This window comes from Halorubrum sp. (assembly GCF_046498025.1).
Taxonomy (GTDB): domain Archaea; phylum Halobacteriota; class Halobacteria; order Halobacteriales; family Haloferacaceae; genus Halorubrum.
The window spans coordinates 73,622-90,733 of the sequence record NZ_JAWOBM010000012.1 but is presented as its reverse complement, the minus strand read 5'-3'; the positions used below and the strand labels follow the sequence as shown (position 1 = coordinate 90,733).

At 71.1% G+C, this 17,112-nt stretch carries 15 protein-coding genes and 1 tRNA gene; 8 read left to right on the top strand and 8 right to left on the bottom strand.

Annotated features, from left to right (window positions below):
• Nucleotides 1-765 (top strand): TCP-1/cpn60 chaperonin family protein (locus tag R6U01_RS02125; protein ID WP_410284811.1); only part of this gene is annotated, 765 nt, incomplete at its 5' end.
• A 390-nt stretch (nucleotides 766-1,155) separates the two neighbouring features.
• Nucleotides 1,156-1,812 (top strand): lactate utilization protein, encoded by a 657-nt coding sequence (locus R6U01_RS02120; protein ID WP_410284810.1) that lies wholly within the window; start codon nucleotides 1,156-1,158, stop codon nucleotides 1,810-1,812.
• A 252-nt stretch (nucleotides 1,813-2,064) separates the two neighbouring features.
• Here the strand turns inward: R6U01_RS02120 and R6U01_RS02115 are convergent.
• Nucleotides 2,065-2,138, bottom strand: a tRNA-Lys gene (locus tag R6U01_RS02115).
• A 113-nt stretch (nucleotides 2,139-2,251) separates the two neighbouring features.
• Between R6U01_RS02115 and R6U01_RS02110 the strand changes: the two genes are divergently transcribed.
• Complete coding sequence (locus tag R6U01_RS02110; RefSeq protein ID WP_410284809.1) at nucleotides 2,252-3,589, top strand: M20 family metallopeptidase; 1,338 nt, start codon at nucleotides 2,252-2,254, stop codon at nucleotides 3,587-3,589.
• Here R6U01_RS02110 and R6U01_RS02105 read toward each other — a convergent pair.
• Nucleotides 3,562-4,230, bottom strand: a complete 669-nt coding sequence (locus R6U01_RS02105; protein ID WP_410284808.1) for a hypothetical protein — start codon at nucleotides 4,228-4,230, stop codon at nucleotides 3,562-3,564. The two genes, R6U01_RS02110 and R6U01_RS02105, sit on opposite strands and share 28 nt — an antisense overlap.
• 776 nt (nucleotides 4,231-5,006) lie before the next feature.
• Between R6U01_RS02105 and R6U01_RS02100 the strand changes: the two genes are divergently transcribed.
• From R6U01_RS02100 to R6U01_RS02090, 3 genes are read left to right on the top strand one after another with little or no spacing between them, the layout of a single operon-like run.
• On the top strand, nucleotides 5,007-5,894 hold the full coding sequence (locus R6U01_RS02100; RefSeq protein WP_410284807.1) for a tetratricopeptide repeat protein: 888 nt from the start codon (nucleotides 5,007-5,009) through the stop codon (nucleotides 5,892-5,894).
• A 22-nt stretch (nucleotides 5,895-5,916) separates the two neighbouring features.
• Complete coding sequence (locus R6U01_RS02095; protein WP_410284813.1) at nucleotides 5,917-6,216, top strand: DUF424 domain-containing protein; 300 nt, start codon at nucleotides 5,917-5,919, stop codon at nucleotides 6,214-6,216.
• Nucleotides 6,217-6,226: 10 nt separating this feature from the next.
• Nucleotides 6,227-6,547: a hypothetical protein gene (locus R6U01_RS02090; RefSeq protein WP_410284806.1), complete on the top strand. Its 321-nt coding sequence runs from the start codon at nucleotides 6,227-6,229 to the stop codon at nucleotides 6,545-6,547.
• Between the two features lie 31 nt (nucleotides 6,548-6,578).
• Here the strand turns inward: R6U01_RS02090 and R6U01_RS02085 are convergent, their stop codons facing one another.
• The 6 genes from R6U01_RS02085 to R6U01_RS02060 form a co-directional block, all read right to left on the bottom strand.
• On the bottom strand, nucleotides 6,579-7,688 hold the full coding sequence (locus R6U01_RS02085; protein WP_410284805.1) for a pyridoxal-phosphate-dependent aminotransferase family protein: 1,110 nt from the start codon (nucleotides 7,686-7,688) through the stop codon (nucleotides 6,579-6,581).
• Between the two features lie 169 nt (nucleotides 7,689-7,857).
• On the bottom strand, nucleotides 7,858-10,050 hold the full coding sequence (locus tag R6U01_RS02080) for an amino acid permease (RefSeq protein WP_410284804.1): 2,193 nt from the start codon (nucleotides 10,048-10,050) through the stop codon (nucleotides 7,858-7,860).
• A gap of 139 nt (nucleotides 10,051-10,189) precedes the next feature.
• On the bottom strand, nucleotides 10,190-10,447 hold the full coding sequence (locus R6U01_RS02075; protein ID WP_410284803.1) for a hypothetical protein: 258 nt from the start codon (nucleotides 10,445-10,447) through the stop codon (nucleotides 10,190-10,192).
• A 503-nt stretch (nucleotides 10,448-10,950) separates the two neighbouring features.
• Nucleotides 10,951-12,159, bottom strand: a complete 1,209-nt coding sequence (locus tag R6U01_RS02070; protein ID WP_410284802.1) for an ABC transporter ATP-binding protein — start codon at nucleotides 12,157-12,159, stop codon at nucleotides 10,951-10,953.
• Nucleotides 12,149-14,011 carry an ABC transporter permease gene (locus R6U01_RS02065; protein ID WP_410284801.1) on the bottom strand — a complete coding sequence of 621 codons (1,863 nt, stop codon included), beginning with the start codon at nucleotides 14,009-14,011 and terminating at the stop codon, nucleotides 12,149-12,151. The genes R6U01_RS02070 and R6U01_RS02065 overlap by 11 nt, the downstream gene beginning before the upstream one ends.
• Nucleotides 14,012-14,018: 7 nt before the next feature.
• Nucleotides 14,019-15,299, bottom strand: coding sequence for a thiamine ABC transporter substrate binding subunit (locus R6U01_RS02060; RefSeq protein WP_410284800.1), 1,281 nt, complete (start codon nucleotides 15,297-15,299; stop codon nucleotides 14,019-14,021).
• A 157-nt stretch (nucleotides 15,300-15,456) separates the two neighbouring features.
• Between R6U01_RS02060 and R6U01_RS02055 the strand changes: the two genes are divergently transcribed.
• Together R6U01_RS02055 and hisA are read left to right on the top strand one after the other, a co-directional pair.
• Complete coding sequence (locus R6U01_RS02055) at nucleotides 15,457-16,278, top strand: hypothetical protein (RefSeq protein WP_410284799.1); 822 nt, start codon at nucleotides 15,457-15,459, stop codon at nucleotides 16,276-16,278.
• An 80-nt stretch (nucleotides 16,279-16,358) separates the two neighbouring features.
• Nucleotides 16,359-17,099: a 1-(5-phosphoribosyl)-5-[(5-phosphoribosylamino)methylideneamino]imidazole-4-carboxamide isomerase gene (gene hisA, locus R6U01_RS02050; RefSeq protein ID WP_410284798.1), complete on the top strand. Its 741-nt coding sequence runs from the start codon at nucleotides 16,359-16,361 to the stop codon at nucleotides 17,097-17,099.
• The last annotated feature ends 13 nt before the right edge of the window (nucleotides 17,100-17,112 follow it).

Here is a 17,112-nt window from a genome sequence, read left to right as displayed (position 1 = left end):
GGCATCCTCGCCGTCCGCCGAGCGAAGTCCGGTGACCTCAAACGCCTCGCCCGCGCGACCGGCGGCCGCGTCGTCTCCAACCTCGAGGACATCGAGTCGGACGACCTCGGCTTCGCCGGCTCCGTCGCCCAGAAGGACATCGGCGGCGACGAGCGCATCTTCGTCGAGGACGTCGAAGAGGCGAAGTCCGTCACCCTCATCCTCCGCGGCGGCACCGAACACGTCGTCGACGAGGTCGAGCGCGCCATCGAGGACTCGCTCGGCGTCGTCCGCACGACGCTGCTCGACGGGCAGATCCTGCCCGGCGGCGGCGCCGCCGAGGCCGAGCTCGCGCTGCAGCTCCGCGACTTCGCTGACTCCGTCGGCGGCCGCGAGCAGCTCGCCGTCGAGGCGTTCGCCGACGCGCTGGAAGTCGTCCCGCGCACTCTCGCCGAGAACGCGGGTCTCGATCCCATCGACTCGCTGGTCGACCTCCGCTCCCGCCACGACGCCGGCGAGTTCGGCGCCGGTCTCGACGCCTACACGGGCGACGTGATCGACATGGAGGCCGAGGGCGTCGTGGAGCCGCTCCGCGTCAAGACCCAGGCCATCGAGTCCGCCACCGAGGCGGCCGTCATGATCCTGCGCATCGACGACGTCATCGCGGCCGGCGACCTCAAGGGCGGCAGCTCCGACGACGGCGGCGACGAGGGCGGCCCCGGCGGCGCGCCCGGCGGCATGGGCGGCGGTATGGGCGGCATGGGCGGCATGGGCGGTGCGATGTAAGCGAGGTTCTGAAAGAACCTCACTGCCGAGCGGGGAGCGTCGCGACCCGCGAGGCGTAAGCGTCCAATAGGACAACTACACTCACCCACGCCGACGCCACCCCTCGCTGCACCGACCCGCCGACCGACCGTCGCGCCCCCTCGGGCCCGACGACACGCGATTTTTATCGACGACCGACCGCGTAGCCGCCGGCTCGTCCCGCCGACGGACTCCGAGCGGTCGCCCCACCGACACGACGATAACACCGGTGTCACCACCCGACACGAGTGTTCGCGAGCGATTAAGTGTCGTCCGGCCCTCCGATCGATCGACGAAATGGACCCGGCGCCGCTCGACGTTCGCTGACTCCGCCGAGGGGCGACGACGGTTCCGATTCGCCTTCACTTCACCATGCCACAGCAGAAAGCGGACTACGCAGACGACGCGGAGATCGACGACTCGCTCGACCAGGTGCCCGACGACGAGACCCTCGAGGAGACGGTCGCGAACTTGGAGGAGCACGGGTTCGACGTTATCGCCGTCGACGACGCCGCGGACGCACTAGACGCGGTCGAGGCCCAGATCCCCGCGGGCGTCTCCGTGATGAACGGTCACTCGACGACGCTCGAGGAGATCGGATTCGACGAGCTCCTGAGCGAGGGCGACCACGAGTGGGAGAGCCTCCCGGACGAGATCTGGGGCATCGACGACGACGCCAAGCGGCAGGCCGCACGGCGGCGGTCGCAGACGGCCGACTACTTCCTGGGGGGCATCAACGCGATCGCCCAGACCGGCGAGCTCGTCGCCGCCGACCTCTCCGGTAGCCGCGTCGGGGCGTACCCGTTCGCCGCCGGCAACGTGATCATCGTCAGCGGCGTCAACAAGGTCGTCCCCACGCTCGACGACGCGTTCGACCGGCTGGAGTCGGTCGCGTACCCGCTGGAGAACGAGCGCGCCCAGGAGGCGTACGGGGTCGAGTCGGCCGTCGCGAAGCAGCTGATCTACCGGCGTGAGACCGAGGAGGGCCGGACGACGGTCGTCCTCGTGCGCGAGCGGCTCGGGTACTGAACGCGGATCGACAGCGACGCGTCGCGCGTTTTTTGGGGTTTCGAACCCTCCCTCGGCGACGGTCTCGCGGCTCGCGAAGTGCTCGCCGCGAGAAGTACGGGCCGGGAGGGATCCACGCGAGCGAAGCGAGCGTGGAGCCAGTCGGACCGCATCGCGGTCCGACGGGATTCGAACCACGGTCACTCCGCAGGCTCCGTTCCCTGATTCGAATCCCTTCTGGCGTTTTCACTGCTCCCTTTGGTCGCAGGAAAACGGGCCGGGAGGGATTCGAACCCCCGACCGTCCGGTTAAAAGCCGGACGCTCTCCCTAACTGAGCTACCGGCCCAGACACGAATTCGTAAGGAGAGACCACGGATAAACGTTTAGAAACCGCACGCGGCGGGGCCCATCGGCCGGCAGACCCGAAACGGTTTCCGGGGGGGTGCCGTCGCCGAGAGCATGGACTTCGATATGCGCGCGTTCGCCGCGGCGCTCTGTCGGTTCGCCTCCACCGCCGGCGAGGAGGCGGTCGCGGCCGACTTCGTCGAGGGACAGCTCGACGACCTCGGCTTCGAGACGTACGCGTGGGACGCCGACGCCGATCTCCTCGCCGACCACCCCTCCTTTCCCGACGACCTCGACGAGGCGGACGTGGCGGGACGCCGGAGCGTCGGCGGCGTGCTCGAACTCGGCGGAGCGAGCGCGGGGGACGACGGAACCGAAGGTGAGGCGGGCGACGCCGCCGGCGACGCGCCGACGGTCGTGCTGAACGGCCACATCGACGTGGTGCCGGCCGAGCCCGCGGAGTGGTCGAGCGGCCCCTTCGAGCCGGAGTGGGGAGAGAGCGACGCCGGCGAGACCCTCACCGCCCGCGGCTCGACGGACATGAAGTCGGGGGTCGCGGCGTGCGTGGGCGCGGCGCTCGACGTGCGCGACGCCGTCGACTCCGGTGAGTTCGACCTCCCGGACGCGGGGGTGCGAGTCGTCGTCGAGGCGGTCGCGGGCGAGGAGGACGGCGGCTACGGCGCGGCGACCGCGGCGCTCGCGAACCCGTACCCGTTCCAGCGCGACGCGGCCATCGTCGCGGAGCCGACCGAGCTGCGCCCCGTGGTCGCCTGCGAGGGCTCGCTGATGGCACGGCTGGAGCTGACCGGGCGGAGCGCGCACGCCGCCACGCGCTGGGGCGGCGAGGACGTCCTCCCGCGATTCGAGGCCATCCGGGGGGCGTTCATGGACCTCGAGGCGGAGCGCGGGGAGTCGGTCGACCACCCATTGTATACGGAGTTCCCGGTGCCGTGGCCGGTGGTCTGCGGGACCGTCGAGGCCGGGTCGTGGGCGTCGACGGTCCCGGCGACGCTGACGGCCGAGTTCCGGATCGGGGTCGCGCCGGGCGAGACGGTGAGCGAGGTGGAGGCGGCGTTCCGCGAGCGGCTGGCGGCGGTCGCCGCCGAGGACCCGTGGCTGCGCGAGCACCCGCCGACGTTCGAGCGGTTCTCCGTGCAGTTCGAGCCCGCCGAGGTCGCCGTCGACGAGCCGATCGTGGAGGCGGCGCGGGCTGGCCTCGTCGACGCCGGGCTCCCGAACCCGGAGCCGACCGGGGCGACCTACGGCGCCGACTCCAGGCACTTCGTCGCGGCGGGGATCCCGGCCGTGTTGTTGGGGCCGGGGACGGTCGCGGAGGCGCACTACCCGGACGAGACGATCGCGTGGGGAGAAGTCGAGCGCGGACGGGCGGCGATCGCGGCCGCGGTCGGTCGGTTCGCCGAGGGCTACTCGGAACCGTCGGCGGCGAAGTAGTCGTCGAGCGCCTCTGCCGCGATCGTCCCCGGCTCGGCGTTTCGGTTCGAGGCGCGTCGGCGGAGCTTCATGTAGGTGTCGAGCGGGAGCCGAAGGTCGATGTGGCCGAGATCGACGCCCGTCTCGCGGACCGCGGTCTCGATGTCGGCGCCGTCGTTGACGGCGGACGCGACGGAGCGCACCTCGCGCACCGTGAGGTCGCCGTCGATCACCGTCCACGCGAGCAGGTAGCGGTCGGTGCCGCCGAGGCGCGCGACGTGTTTCGCCGCGCTCGGCGCGATCCGACCGCTCGCGACCTGGCGTCGGATCGCCTGCGGGAGGTCGTGGACGCGGGCCCACTTGCGGATGAACGCGACGGAGACGCCGTCTCCCGCGCACTCGGCCGCCGCCTTGTACGAGCCGACGCCGCGGACGAGCGCCGCGCACGCGGCCGCCCCACGCAGCATGAGCACGTTGTCCTCGTCGCCGACGTCGCCGGCCGCGAAGCGGGCCACCGTCTCGGCCGCCTCGGCGACGCTCTCGGGGTCGTCGGGGTCGAAGCCGACCGCCTCCGCGGCCCGCTCGCCCGTCACCTCGGGGTCGGACCGGACGACGGGCTCGCCGACGGGAGAGCGGCGGTCCGCGCGGGAGTCCTCGGTCATACCACTCCCTTCGGGTGTACACACATAAGCGGCCGGCACCGGGGCAGGATTCGCTCACGACCGCGACGGGCCACAAAGAACCGAGAAACGACTGAGAGCGGCCCGCAGTGGACGGCGAGGCCCCGATGGCGACGACGTGGTTTATAAATAGATCGCGAGGCGGCGTCACGACTGTTTATAAACGAACGCGCGGTGGCGCGTGCCTCCGAGCGCCCACCGGGCGCGAGTAGCGAGGGACCGGAGGTCCCTCTGACAGCCGGCGGCGGAGCCGCCGGCGAGAGCACGCGCGAGGGAGCCCGCGGCCGCCGCCGGCGGCCGCGGCGAGGCTGGGGAGGTGTGAGGTGCTGTGCGGTAGCGGTCGGGTGGGACTCAAAGGGGCAGCCGCGAGGGCGAAGCACGCCGTAGCAAGCACCGCAAGGAGCGAGTGGAACGAGCGACTGAGGAGCGCAGCAAGGCGCGCGAGTAGCGAGGGCGACCGAAGGGAGCCCTCGACTGGCGAGCGGCCGATAGGCCGCGAGCCCCTCGCGGCTGGGGCTTTGGAAGCGTTCACCGCCGATCTGTCTTCGACTACTTACAGTCGAGCGGCAGCGAGGCGCGAAGCGCCTCTGGCAGCCGGCGGCTTCGCCGCCGGCGACTGGGGCTTGGGAAGTGGCCACCGCGCTGGCGACTGCGTAGGAGCGGTCGATGAGACGAATACCGACGGAAGATACGTATAAATCACACCCGTTCAGTCGGCGACGCAACCCTTACGCCGCGTGACCGTCAAAACCGGGTATATGACCGACGAACGCGACGACGACCGCCACAAATTCTCCGCGGGGCAGGGCGTCGACGCCGACTACGAGGAGTTCACCCTCGACCCCGAGGAGATCGACGCCGACCCGAACACGGTCGACCCCGTCGACTCCCGCGTCCTCACCGATATCCTCGACAAGCGCAACGTTGAGAGCGACGCCATCGACGTCGAGCGCCTGATCGACGTCGGGCTCTCGTACATGGGGATCAACCGCTTCGAGGAGGCGACGGAGACGTTCGAGCGCGCGGCGCAGTTCGCCGAGGAGGACTCGCTCGAAGCGCAGGAGGCGTGGGTGAACAAGGGGGCGGCCCACGCCGAGTTAGAGGAGTACGACCAGGCGATCGGCGCCTACGAGGAGGCGCTGCGGATCGACGACTCCTCCGAGCACGCCGCGACCGCCGAGACCAACCTCGCGTACGCGCTCTGGGAGTTCGGCCGCACCGAGCAGGCGCTCGAACACGCCGAGCGCGCCGTCGAGACCGACCCGCGCTTCGCCGAGGCGTGGTACAACCGAGGGTTCCTGCTGGTGGAGCGCGGGCTCGCCGAGGACGCCGTCACCTGCTTCGACAACGCGATCCGCCTCGGCTACCGGAACGCGGGCGTCTTAGAGGAGAAGGCGCGCGCGCTCGAAGAGGCCGGCGAGCACGAGCAGGCCGAGGAGGTCGCCGACCGCGCCGACGAGATCCGCCGCGAGGCCGAAGAGCAGATGATCGAGGAACAGACCGGGCAGGCCCCCGGGCCGGGCGGTCTCGGAAACCGCGGCGGCCGCGGCGGCCAGCCGGACGCGGGCCGACAGCGGGGCGAGCGCGGCGAGCCGGCCGAGCCCCCGGAGCGCGAACTGCAGGGCGAGGGGCCCGAGGGGTTCTGAGATGGACCGGGGGGGTTCCGGGATGCTCCTGCGCGAGCGCGAGACCGCGGAGGGGACGCTCGTCTCCGTCTGCGACGCGGACTGTCTCGGCGAGACGTACGAGGACGGTCCCGTGACGCTCACCGTCACCGAGGAGTTCTACGGCGGCGACGAGGCCGTCGAAGCCGACGCCGAGGAGGTCGTCGCCGGGCTCCACCGCGCGCAGGTCGCGAACATCGTCGGCACCGAGGCCGTCGGCGTCGCGGTGGAACACGGACTCGTCGACGAGGAGACCGTTTTGGAGTTCGAGGAGACCCGACACGCACAACTGCTCTGGCTGTGAGCGGGAGGGCATGAAGCGAGTCACGAGGGAGGAGCTGGCGGACCGGCTGGGCCCGCTCCCTCCGTCGGACGCGTTCTGGAACCGCGCGGTCGAGGCCGGGCGCGGCGTCATCGGCGTCGCGCCGGCGGTCGTCGGTGAGGACGGCGAGGACGCGGAGCGAGCGCGTCGGAACCGGCGCCGACGCGGGGTTCCCGGCCCGGACGGCCCGCTCTCGACGGGCGACATCGTCGACGTCGGCGACCACTCGTTCGTCGTCGTCGCGGTCGAGGAGACGGCGGCCGGGGGGCGGCGGTATCGGATCGACCTGGTCGAGCCGCGGTCGGACGAGTGACCCTGTTAAGATAGAGACCGGAGCGACCGCGCTACAGATCCGCGACGTCTTCGATCGCGTCGGTGAGTTCCGTCACGCTCTCGACGGTGTGTTCGCCCATGTGACCGATGCGGAACGTCTCCTCGGCGATGTCGCCGTACCCGTTCGAGAAGGCCATGTCGTACTCCTCGCTCACCGCCTCGATCGTCGCGGCGACGTCGATGCCCCGCGTGTTCTCGATGCAGGCGACTGTCTGCGACTCGTACCCCTCCTCGGGGAACATCGCGAAGTGCTCGTCGGCCCAGTCGTGGACGTACGCCATCATCTCGCGGTGGCGCTCGTCGCGGGCGCGGTGTCCCTCGTCGAGCATCCGCTTCATCTGCTTGCGGTACGCTAACATGATCGGGATGGCGGGCGTCGAGTGGGTCTGGCCCTTGCGCTCGTAGTAGTCGATCGCGCGCCGGAAGCCGCCGTACCACGAGGAGGTGCCCTTCTCGACCTCGCGGTCGTAGGCGTCCTGGCTGACGACGCAGACCGCGAGCCCCGGCGGCATCGCGAACGCCTTCTGCGTGGACGCGAAGATCGCGTCGATGCCGTGTTCGTCGATATCGACGTAGTCGCCGCCGAGCGAGGAGACGGCGTCGACCGCGAAGTAGGTGTCCGGGTACTCGCTGATCACGTCGCCGATCTCCTCGATCGGATTGCGGACGCCGGTCGACGACTCGTTCATGACGCCCGCGACCATGTCGTACCCCTCGTCGCTGGATTCGAGCGCCTCGCGGACGTCCTCGGGCTTGACCGCGTTCCCCCACTCGTACTCCAGCCGGGTGACGTCCTTGCCGAGGCGCTCGGCGACGTTGGCGAAGCGCTCGCTGAAGCTCCCGCAGGTCGGCACCAAGACGCGCTCGTCGACGAGGTTGAGCGTCGACGCTTCCCAGAACTCCGTGCCGGAGGCCGTGAGGATGATCACGTCGTTGTCGGTGCCGAGGAACTCCTTGGTGTCCTCGACGATGGTGGTGTACAGGTCGGTCATCCGGTCCATCCGGTGGCCGAACGTCGACTCCGTCATCGCCTCGATCACGTCGTCAGGGACCTCCGTGGGCCCGGGGATGTACAGCGTCTTGTCGTCGTAGTCGTCTCGGTATTCGCGTTTTCTCGTCACGGGATCCACCTGATGGATCGTACCGGGTCGCGCGAGGGTATGTTCCTTGTGATACGCTCAGTTCCTCGTGAGACGCTCAGTTCCTCGTGAGACGCTCAGTTCCTCGTGAGACGCTCAGTTCCTCGTGAGACGCTCAAACACGGGGAGCGGCGACCGGCGGTCGAGACGCTCAGAACAGTCGCCGTTCGATCGCCCGGCGGAGCCGCCCGGGTCGGCTCGCGCCGTAGACGACGAGCGTCCCGTGTTCCGCCGTCACCGGGTCCGCTCCGCGACCGAACAGCCGGTCGACGAGCCCGCGCTGGACGCCGCTGACGACGAGGACGTCCGCGTCGTCGGTCGCGGTCTGGACCGCGGCGTCAGTGCCCGCGTCGACGACCCGCGTCTCGACCGGCGCCGCGCACAGGTCCGCCAGTTCGGCGAGGTAGTCGTCCGTCGTGTTCCGGCGGCTCTCGGGCGAGTCGCCGCCGACCGGGAAGTGGAACGTGACGGTCGCGCCGACCGCCGTGGCGAGCGCGTCGGCGATCGCGACCTTCGCCGGGTCGAACGGCCCCTCGTCGGTGACGACGGCGACGCGCTCGACGGTGTCGTGGTCGAGGTTCGACACCTCGATGGCGTCGCAGGGAGCGTGCGCTTCGATCCAGTCGGCGTCGCTGCCCAGCAGCGTGTCGAACCCCTCCGAGCGCTCGATGATCAGCGTGTCGGCGTCGACCTCCGCGGCGTAGTTGACGACGGCGTGTCGGGTGTCGTGGCTGACGACCTCGCCGTACCGGATCGGGATCGTCGAGTCGGTCGCCCGGTCGGCCATTCGCGCCTCGAACGCCTCGTCGGCCTCGGTGAGCGTGGCGGCCGACTGCGGGAGGGGCGTCTGGTCGGGCGTCTCGTCGAACCGCGCGACGCGGACGCCGCCCTCCCGGGTGCGTGCGAGGTCCGTGGCCAGGTCGATCAGCGACCGCTCGACGGCGGGCGGGGTCGCCTCGGTGACCGCCACGAGGACCTCGTCGCCGTCGGTCCCGACCGCGGACTCGGTCTGCTCGACGACGTCGCGACCGACGCTCCGTCGGAGGGCGTCGGTCATCGCCCCCTCGCGGTCCACGCCGCCCCGGCGGGAGACGAAGAGGTGGTACCACGCCATCGAGCCGACGATGATGACGACGGCGCCGACCAGCGGGACGAAGCCGATGTACCGGAGCAGCACGAACCCGCCGACGACCCCCACCAGCTGCGGGACGGGGTACAGCGGCGACCTGAAGCTGGGGTCGTACGCCTCGATCGACCCCTGACGGAAGGCGATCAGCGCGACGTTGATCAGGATGAAGACGAGGATCTTGAACGCGCTGGCGAGCTTGGCGATGTCGTCGATGGGGACGAACGCGATGAGGACGAGCAGCACGCCGCCGGTGATCGTGATCGCGTTGACGGGCGTCTCGAACCGGTCGCTGACGGTCTCGAAGACGTCGGGCGCGAGCCCGTCCCGACTCATGGCGAAGGGGTACCGCGACGAGGAGAGGATACCCGCGTTGGCGGTGCTGATCAGCGCGAGCAGCGCCGCGACGACGACGGCGGCGACGCCGATCGGGGGCAGCGCGTTGACGGCGGCGACCTCCATCGGCGTCTCGGTGTTCGTGAGCGCGGCCGCGTCCGCGACGCCGACCATGACGGTCACGATGGCGACGTAGATCCCGGCCGTGATGACGAGCGATCCGAGGATCCCGAGCGGGAGGTTCCGGTCGGGGTTCTCCACCTCCTCGGCGACGCTCGCGATCTTCGTGACGCCGGCGTAGGAGACGAACACGAACCCGGTCGCGCCGAGGATCCCGTCGATCCCGCCGTCGAAGAACCCCTCGAAGCGGGCGCCCTCGACGCTCGGGGCCCCGACGACGATGAACCAGACCATCACCGCCAGCATGACCGCGACGATGGCGATCTGCATCCGGCCGGTCTGTTTCGCGCCGACGACGTTCAACACGATGAGCAGGGTCGCGACCGTCAGCGCGACCGGCGTCACGGGCAGGTCCAACAGCAAGACGAGGTACGGCGCGCCTCCGACCAGCGCCAGCGCCCCCTTGAACGTCAGCGAGAACCACGTCCCGACGCCCGCGATGGTGCCGAACAGCGGGCCCATCGCGCGCTCGATGTAGAGGTACGTCCCGCCGGCCTCGGGCATCGCCGTCGCCATCTCCGACTTGCTCAGCGCCGCCGGCAGCACCAGCACGCCGGCGAGGAAGTACGCGAACACGACCGCCGGCCCGGCCATTTTCATCGCCAGCCCCGGCAGGATGAAGATCCCGCTCCCGACCATCGCGCCGATGCTGATGGCCGTCACCGCGGGCAGGCCGAGGTCGCGCTCCAGTTGCTTGCCCATCAGCGGGCGGGGGACACGGCGGGCCGATTCCGTCGGAGCGATACCGCGGCGGAGAGAGGGATCTGCGAGTCAGTCACGTGTGGGAGGGCTTTCGGTACCGGGCGATAAATGGCCCGATTGGGCGGCGGGCAGTCCCGGCTTACCGCCAGTGCCAGAAGTCGTTCCCGTCCTCCTCGACGGGGTCGGTGCGCTCGCGGAGGTCGACGACGTCCGCCTCGGTCGGCTCGTGGTCGTCCGGGAGCGCCTCCATGCACTCGAAACAGAGGAAGAACTCGGCGCCGTCGACGAGCTCCAGGGTCATCCCCTGCGTCGACTCGAACGCGAAGTTCCACAGGTCGCCGATCCCGCCGGCGATCCTGACGGACCGCTCGCAGACGTCACACGACTCCGATGCCATACTGAGGGTAGCGGCTCGGAGCGCTAATGCGTGTCGCCGTCGTACGCGGATCGGAGCGCAGTGTTCGATTGCGAGGTAACGGCGGGGACCCACGCTAGCGCCCGAGTCGGTCGTTTATAAATGGATGAGTGCGGATCGCCGGTGACCGCCTCCAAAGCCCCGGCCGATTACTTATAAACATCTAACCACTGATCACCGGTGACCGCCTCCAAAGCCCCAGCCGCGACGACTCGGGGGCCTTGCTGCGCTCCTCGCTCGCGATACTCGCTGCGGTGCTTGCTGCGGCCGCCTTCGTCCTCGCGACTGCCCCTTTGAGTCCCACCCGACCGCACCGTAACCACACCTCACGCCTCCCCAGCCTCGCCGCGGCCGCCGCCGGCGGCCGCGGGCTCCCTCGCGCGTGCTCTCGCCGGCGGCTCCGCCGCCGGCTGTCAGAGGGACCTCCGGTCCCTCGCTACTCGCGCCCGGTGGACGCTCGGAGGCACGCGCCACCGCGCCTCTATTTATAAATCGTCGTCCGTCACGCGCGCCCGGTCGTCGATCACGTGCGCGTCCTCGGGATCGAAGCCGACGACGACCTCGCCGGAGAGGGGGTCGCGCGTCCGGACGAGGAGGTCGCGACCGCCCCAGTCGAGGGTCACGCGCGTCGTCTCGCCGAGGAACTCCGCGCTCGCGACCGTCGCCGCGAGCCGGCTCTCCCCCTCGTCGATCCGGAGGTACTCCGGGCGAACGCAGAAGGTGAGGCGGTCACCGACCTCGACGTCGCTGGTCTCGTCGATCCGGACGCGGAGCGTCTCGCCGCCGACGTCGACCGCGGCGGTGCGGGTGGGACCGTCGCTCGCGCCCTCGTCGGCGGCGGTGGAGACGTCCCCGCCGCTCGCGCCCTCGTCGGCGGTGTCTGCCCCCTCGACGTCCGTGGTCCGACCCGCGAACACGTTGTTGTCGCCGACGAACTCGGCGACGAAGCGAGTGGCCGGCTCGCGGTACACCGTCCGCGGGGGCGCGATCTGCTCGGGCGCGCCGTCTCGCATCACCGCGACGCGGTCGGAGATCGCCAGCGCCTCCTCCTGGTCGTGGGTGACGTAGACGGTCGTGATCCCGAGCTCGGACTGGATCGTCCGGACCTGCACCCGGAGGCGCTCGCGGAGCTGCGCGTCGAGCGCGCTCATCGGCTCGTCGAGGAGGAGGACGTCGGGGCCGGGCGCGAGCGCCCGCGCCATCGCGACGCGCTGCTGTTGCCCGCCGGAGAGGCTCTCCGGGTCGCGGTCGGCGGCGTCGGGGAGGTCGACCAGCTCGAGCAGCTCCGCGACGCGCTCGTCGCGGGTGACGCCCCCGGGCGGGTCGGCGAAGTTGAGCCCGTACGCGACGTTCTCGCCGACGGTCATGTGCGGGAACAGCGCGTAGTTCTGGAAGACGACGCCCACGTCGCGGTCCTCCGGCGGCACCCCCGCGACCGACTCGCCGAAGAAGCGGACCGTCCCGGCGGTCGGTTCCTCGAACCCCGCGATCAGCCGGAGCGTCGTCGTCTTCCCGCACCCGGAGGGACCGACCAGCGTGAAGAACTCGCCCTCACGCACCCGGAGGCTCACGTCGTCGACGGCGGCGGTGTCGCCGTAGCGCTTCGTCACACCGTCGAGTTCGACGGCCGGCGGGGCGCGGTCGGTGGCCGCGGCCTCGGCCGCGGCGTCGGTGACCGACCGCTCAAAGTCCACGGGTCTCACCCCCGAGGCGCTCGATGACGACGAAGCTGAGCCCGGTGACGACGAGGAGAACGACGCCCATTGCGGTCGCCGGTCCGAGCCGACGCCCGATGAACCGTTCGATGGCGACCGGCATCGTGTACGCGTCGGCCCCGGTGGCGAGCACCACCGTCGCCGTGAACTCGCCGATCGAGATGGCGAACGCGAACGCCGCGCCGGCGACGACGCCGGGCCACACTAAGGGGAGTTCCACGTCGCGGATCACCCGGGCCCGCGACGCGCCGAGCGCCCGGGCCGACTCGACCAGCGAGCGGTCCAGCCCCTCCAGCCCCGGCGCGACCGTCCGGACGACGAAGGGGTACCCCGCGACGGCGTGCGCGACCGCGATGGCGACCGCGCCGGACACCGCGATCCGCCACCCCGCGACCTCGACGCCGAAGACGAGCCCGCGCAGGAGCCCGAGCCCGACGACGATCCCCGAGACGGCGAGCGGCGCCATCGCGGCCGCGTCGACCAGCTTCCGGCCCCGGTACCGGCGCGTCGTCAGCACCGCGACGACGACGCCCATCGGCAGCGCCATGAGCGTCGCCGCCGACGCGAACAGGAGGGAGTTGCGGATCGCGGGCCACGGCCGCACCTGAAACGCCGCGCCCGTCTGCTGGCGGTCCACGAGGAACCGGTAGTGCTCCAGCGTGAGCGCGCCGTCGCCCCCCGTGACGCTCGCGAGGATCATCGAGCCGATCGGAGCGAGGAAGAGGACGGCCGCGACGACGGCGTAGGCGGCGAGTCCGACGCGGGGGAGGACCTCTCGTAGGGTCCGCCCCGACGGGAGCAGGGGCTTCCGGGGGAGCGGACGGACGCCGCGCGCGCGGACCGTGTGTCGCGCCTCGTAGCGCAGGTACGCGAGCAGCACCCCCAGCGAGATCACGAGCTCGACGATCGCCAGCGCGGCCGCCTCAGAGTAGCTCAGGTCGCGGACGAGCCGGTAGATGAACACCTCGATCGTCGCCAGCTGGAACCCGCCGAGGGCGAGGACGATGGGGAAGGTGCCGAAGGTGAACACGAAGGTCAGCGCCGCGCCCGTCAGCACGGCGGGGTACACCTGCGGCGCGACCACGTCCGAGAACGCCCGGAGCGGCCCCGCGCCGAGGCTTCGGGCCGTCTCGACCGCGCTCGCGTCGACCGACTCCCACGCCGCGGTCGTCACCCGGGCGACGAGCGGCGCGTTGTAGAAGGCGTGCGCGATCACGATCGCCTGGAGCGTGAACATGAGGTCGACGGACGGGAGTCCGAGCGCCGACAGGACGGCGTTGAGCGTCCCGTTGGTCCCGAAGGTGGCGACGAAGCCGACCGCGACCATGATCGACGGGAGGACGAACGGGACGATCGTCAGCGACCGCAGCGTCCGGCGGCCGGGGAACTCGAAGCGCGCGAGCAGGTACGCCGCCGGGAGCCCGAGCGCGACGCTGGCGACGGTCGACAGCGCGGCCTGGTACGCGGTGAAGCCGACGATACCGAGCCGGCGGTCCGGCGCGAGGAGCGCGCGGATGACGGCGAGCGGCGACTCGCCCGCGAACAGCCGGGCGAGCTCTCCGAAATAAAAGGGGTCCCGCAGCAGCGCGGCGAACACCGCGAGCGTGGCAGCGCCGTCGACGACGACCGCCTCGACGAGCACCGTGCCGACCGGGTAGTAGAAGGCGACGACGAGGACGACGCTCGTGAGGACCGCGAGCGCGGTCAGCAGGCGCCCCTCGATCCGGTCGCGGAGGGTCCGGACGCGACGGCGATTCCCGGCGGCGCGGTCCGGGCCCCCGTCGACACCGCGGTCCGATGCCTCCTCGGCGCCGTTGCGGCGGTCGGTCACGCCACCCTCAGTTTCCGGCGAACTGTCGCTCCCAGGCGTCGATCCACTCACTGACGGAGCCTTGGAGCTCGTCGTACGTGAACGTCACCGGTTCGGCCGGCTCCTGGGCGAGCTCGGCGTAGTCGTCGGGGAGCGTCGCGGTGTCGGTCGCCGGGAAGGCGACGTTGCGCTGGGCGATCTCGCCTTGGACCTCGGACTTCAGCATGAACGACATGAACTCTCGCGCCAGCTCCGGCTCGTCGGCGTCGGCGAAGAGCGCCATCCCCTCGGGGTTCGCGTACGCCTGGTCGTTGAGGAAGCGGATCTGGTGCTCTTCGAGGTCCTCGCCCGCGTCGGCCGCGAACACCTGGTCGGTCGAGTAGGAGACGACCATCGGCGCCTCCCCGTTGCTCCAAGCGGTGTACGCGTCGTCCCACGAGCCGAGCACTCGCACGTCGTTGGCCTGGAGGTCCGCCCAGTAGTCGAGGTAGCCGTAGTCGGGGTCGTCGTCGCCGCCGGCGACCGCCTCGTCGTCGCCGTCGCTCGCGACCCCGCCGTCGCCGAATCGGTGGATCGTGTGGAGTAGGAACGAGCGTCCCGTGGTGGAGCTGCCGGGGTTCTGCGCGATGAGCGCGCCGCCGTGCTCGTCGGCGAGCAGTTCCTCGAACGTCTCGGGGGCCTCGATCGCCGTGCCGTCGTAGACGAGGCTGACGTAGCCGGTGTCGAAGGGGACCGCCCGGTCGAACGGGTCGAACAGGAGCCCCTCGCGGACGTCGTCGAACCCGTCGATCTCCCCGCGCTCGGCGAACAGGTCGTCGTCGAGCCGGTCGTCGACGCGCACGAGGTCCTCGGTGGTGAGGCCGACGTAGAGGTCGGCGTCGATCGACGCGCCCGAGGCGGCCCGCTCGACGTAGTAGTTCAGCTCGTTGTCTGGGGTCGCCCACTCCAGTTCGGCGTCGACGCGCGACTCGAACTCCTCTTTGAGCCACTCGCCCGGGCTCACCGAGGGCGCGTCGATGAAGCTGGTGTACGTCGCGACGGTCAGCGTGGGGGTCTCCTCGTCGTCACCGTCGTCGGAGCCGTCCTCCCCGTTAGCCCCGTCGTCACCGTCGTCGTCCCCGTTCGACCCGTCGTCATCCCCGTCCTCCTCATCGTCGCCGGTCCGCTGTGCGCTACACCCGGCGAGCGCGACGGCGCCCGCAGCGCCGCCGAGCGTCAAGAACCGGCGGCGGGTGGATCGACCCGTCCGCCGTCGGGTCGGTCGATCGATCGACACCGCGTCGTCGGCCGAGTCTGCGTCGTTAGTCATTACTGGGTTGTCACACCGAGTTGTTATAAGGGATCCGTGTCGGCGACGGCGGCGGCATCGCTGACGGCGCGCGGCGACGGGGGGTGGGCGGCTCCGACGATATCGCTCCTGATACCGCCGTCGACACCCATTTACGAGAGGTGTGATTCGTACGCCCATGCACGAACCGTCGACAGGGGACGCCGCCGGAACGACGCGCCGTCGGGCGCTCGCCGCCGCAGCCGGCGCCGCGACCGTCGGCCTCGCAGGCTGTCTCGGCACCCGGGACGGCCCGGTGCCGGAGCCGAGGGTGACGAGCGACCGGATCGACGACGGCTGGCGGCTCCTCGACGAGTCGGAGAGCACGGCCTTCGAGCAGGAGTACGGGCCGGTGACGGTGCGCGCGCTCGAACGCACGCTGATATACGAGTGCGTCTCGGTCGCCGACGCGCTCGACGAGACGGTCGGCGCGAGCGGGTCGCCGGTCGTCTTCTTCGCGACCCGGATCGACCTCCGGCCCGCCCTCGACGGGCTGCCGGGGGGTGTCGGTCGCGATCGGGTGATGGCGGAGGTGGAGACGGCGGCGGTGGACGCGTTCCGCGCGCAGCTCCGGAACGCCGGGATCGAGGAGCTCGAGGCGGCCGACGAGGGGACCACGACGGTGACGGGGGGCCACACCGCGACGGCGTGGCGCTTCGAGGGCGAGTTCGCGCTCGACGGGCAGTTCCCCCTCCCGGACGGCTCCTCGACCACGGTCGAGGAGCCCGTGGACGTCACGGCGCGGCTCGCCGTGTGGCACGACGGTACCGACGTGCTCGTGGCGGGCGGCGCGTTCCCGGCAGAGGCCCTCACCGAAGTGATCGGCGAGGCGCTCCCCGAGTCGATCGACGGCGAGACCGCGGTGGAGTCGGTCACCGACACGGAGACCGCGGAGGCCCTCGCGACCGATCCCGCCGGCTTCGACGAGGAGATCTCGGCGCTGATCGTCTCGGTGGCGTGAGGTGAGGCCACGCGGAGGGCGCCGACGCGTCTGTCGCGCGAACCGACCCGTTTAATCCGCGTCCCCGACTCCCGACGGGTATGAGCGGCTTCTCCGAGTTCGAGGTGATCCCGGCGGTCGACGTACAGGACGGCGAGGTCGTCCAGCTGGTCGGCGGCGAGCGCGGCACCGGCAAGCGGTACGGCGACCCCGTCGAGGCCGCCGAGCGCTGGATCGAGGCGGGCGCGCGGACGCTCCACCTCGTCGACCTCGACGGCGCGTTCGAGGGCGAGCGCGTCAACGCCGACGCGATAGAAGCGGTGGTCCGAAGCGTTCCGAACGGGATCGGCCTCCAGCTCGGCGGCGGCATCCGAACCGCCGGGGACGCGCGCGACCTCCTCGACCTCGGGCTCGACCGGGTGATCCTCGGGACCGCGGCGGTCGAGACGCCGGAGATCGTCGCGGAGATCGACGAGACCCATCCCGGGAGCGTCGTCGTCAGCCTCGACGCGAAGGACGGCGAGGTGGTGGTGAGCGGCTGGACGGAGGGGACCGGCCTCAACCCGGCCGCGGCCGCGACGCGCTACGAGGAGCTCGGCGCGGGGGCGGTCCTCTTCACCAACGTCGACGTCGAGGGACAGCTGGCGGGGATCGACCGCGAGGCGGTCGAGAGCGTCGTCGAGGCGGTCGACGTCCCGGTGGTCGCCTCCGGCGGCGTGGCGACCGTGGACGACGTGGTCGCGCTGAAGGACGCCGGGGCGGCCGCGGTCGTCGTGGGGACCGCGCTGTACGAGGGGACGTTCACGCTGCGCGAGGCGCAGTCGGCCGCAGACGACGTCTAAATCGGGGGCCCGC

Excerpts from the sequence above, each read along its gene's own strand:
- R6U01_RS02120 (WP_410284810.1), top strand. The coding sequence starts at position 1,156 with ATGCCACAGCAGAAAGCGGACTACGCAGACGACGCGGAGATCGACGAC.
- R6U01_RS02110 (WP_410284809.1), top strand. The coding sequence starts at position 2,252 with ATGGACTTCGATATGCGCGCGTTCGCCGCGGCGCTCTGTCGGTTCGCC.
- R6U01_RS02105 (WP_410284808.1), bottom strand. The coding sequence starts at position 4,230 with ATGACCGAGGACTCCCGCGCGGACCGCCGCTCTCCCGTCGGCGAGCCC.
- R6U01_RS02100 (WP_410284807.1), top strand. The coding sequence starts at position 5,007 with ATGACCGACGAACGCGACGACGACCGCCACAAATTCTCCGCGGGGCAG.
- R6U01_RS02095 (WP_410284813.1), top strand. The coding sequence starts at position 5,917 with ATGCTCCTGCGCGAGCGCGAGACCGCGGAGGGGACGCTCGTCTCCGTC.
- R6U01_RS02090 (WP_410284806.1), top strand. The coding sequence starts at position 6,227 with ATGAAGCGAGTCACGAGGGAGGAGCTGGCGGACCGGCTGGGCCCGCTC.
- R6U01_RS02080 (WP_410284804.1), bottom strand. The coding sequence starts at position 10,050 with ATGGGCAAGCAACTGGAGCGCGACCTCGGCCTGCCCGCGGTGACGGCC.
- R6U01_RS02075 (WP_410284803.1), bottom strand. The coding sequence starts at position 10,447 with ATGGCATCGGAGTCGTGTGACGTCTGCGAGCGGTCCGTCAGGATCGCC.
- R6U01_RS02060 (WP_410284800.1), bottom strand. The coding sequence starts at position 15,299 with ATGACTAACGACGCAGACTCGGCCGACGACGCGGTGTCGATCGATCGA.
- R6U01_RS02055 (WP_410284799.1), top strand. The coding sequence starts at position 15,457 with ATGCACGAACCGTCGACAGGGGACGCCGCCGGAACGACGCGCCGTCGG.
- hisA (WP_410284798.1), top strand. The coding sequence starts at position 16,359 with ATGAGCGGCTTCTCCGAGTTCGAGGTGATCCCGGCGGTCGACGTACAG.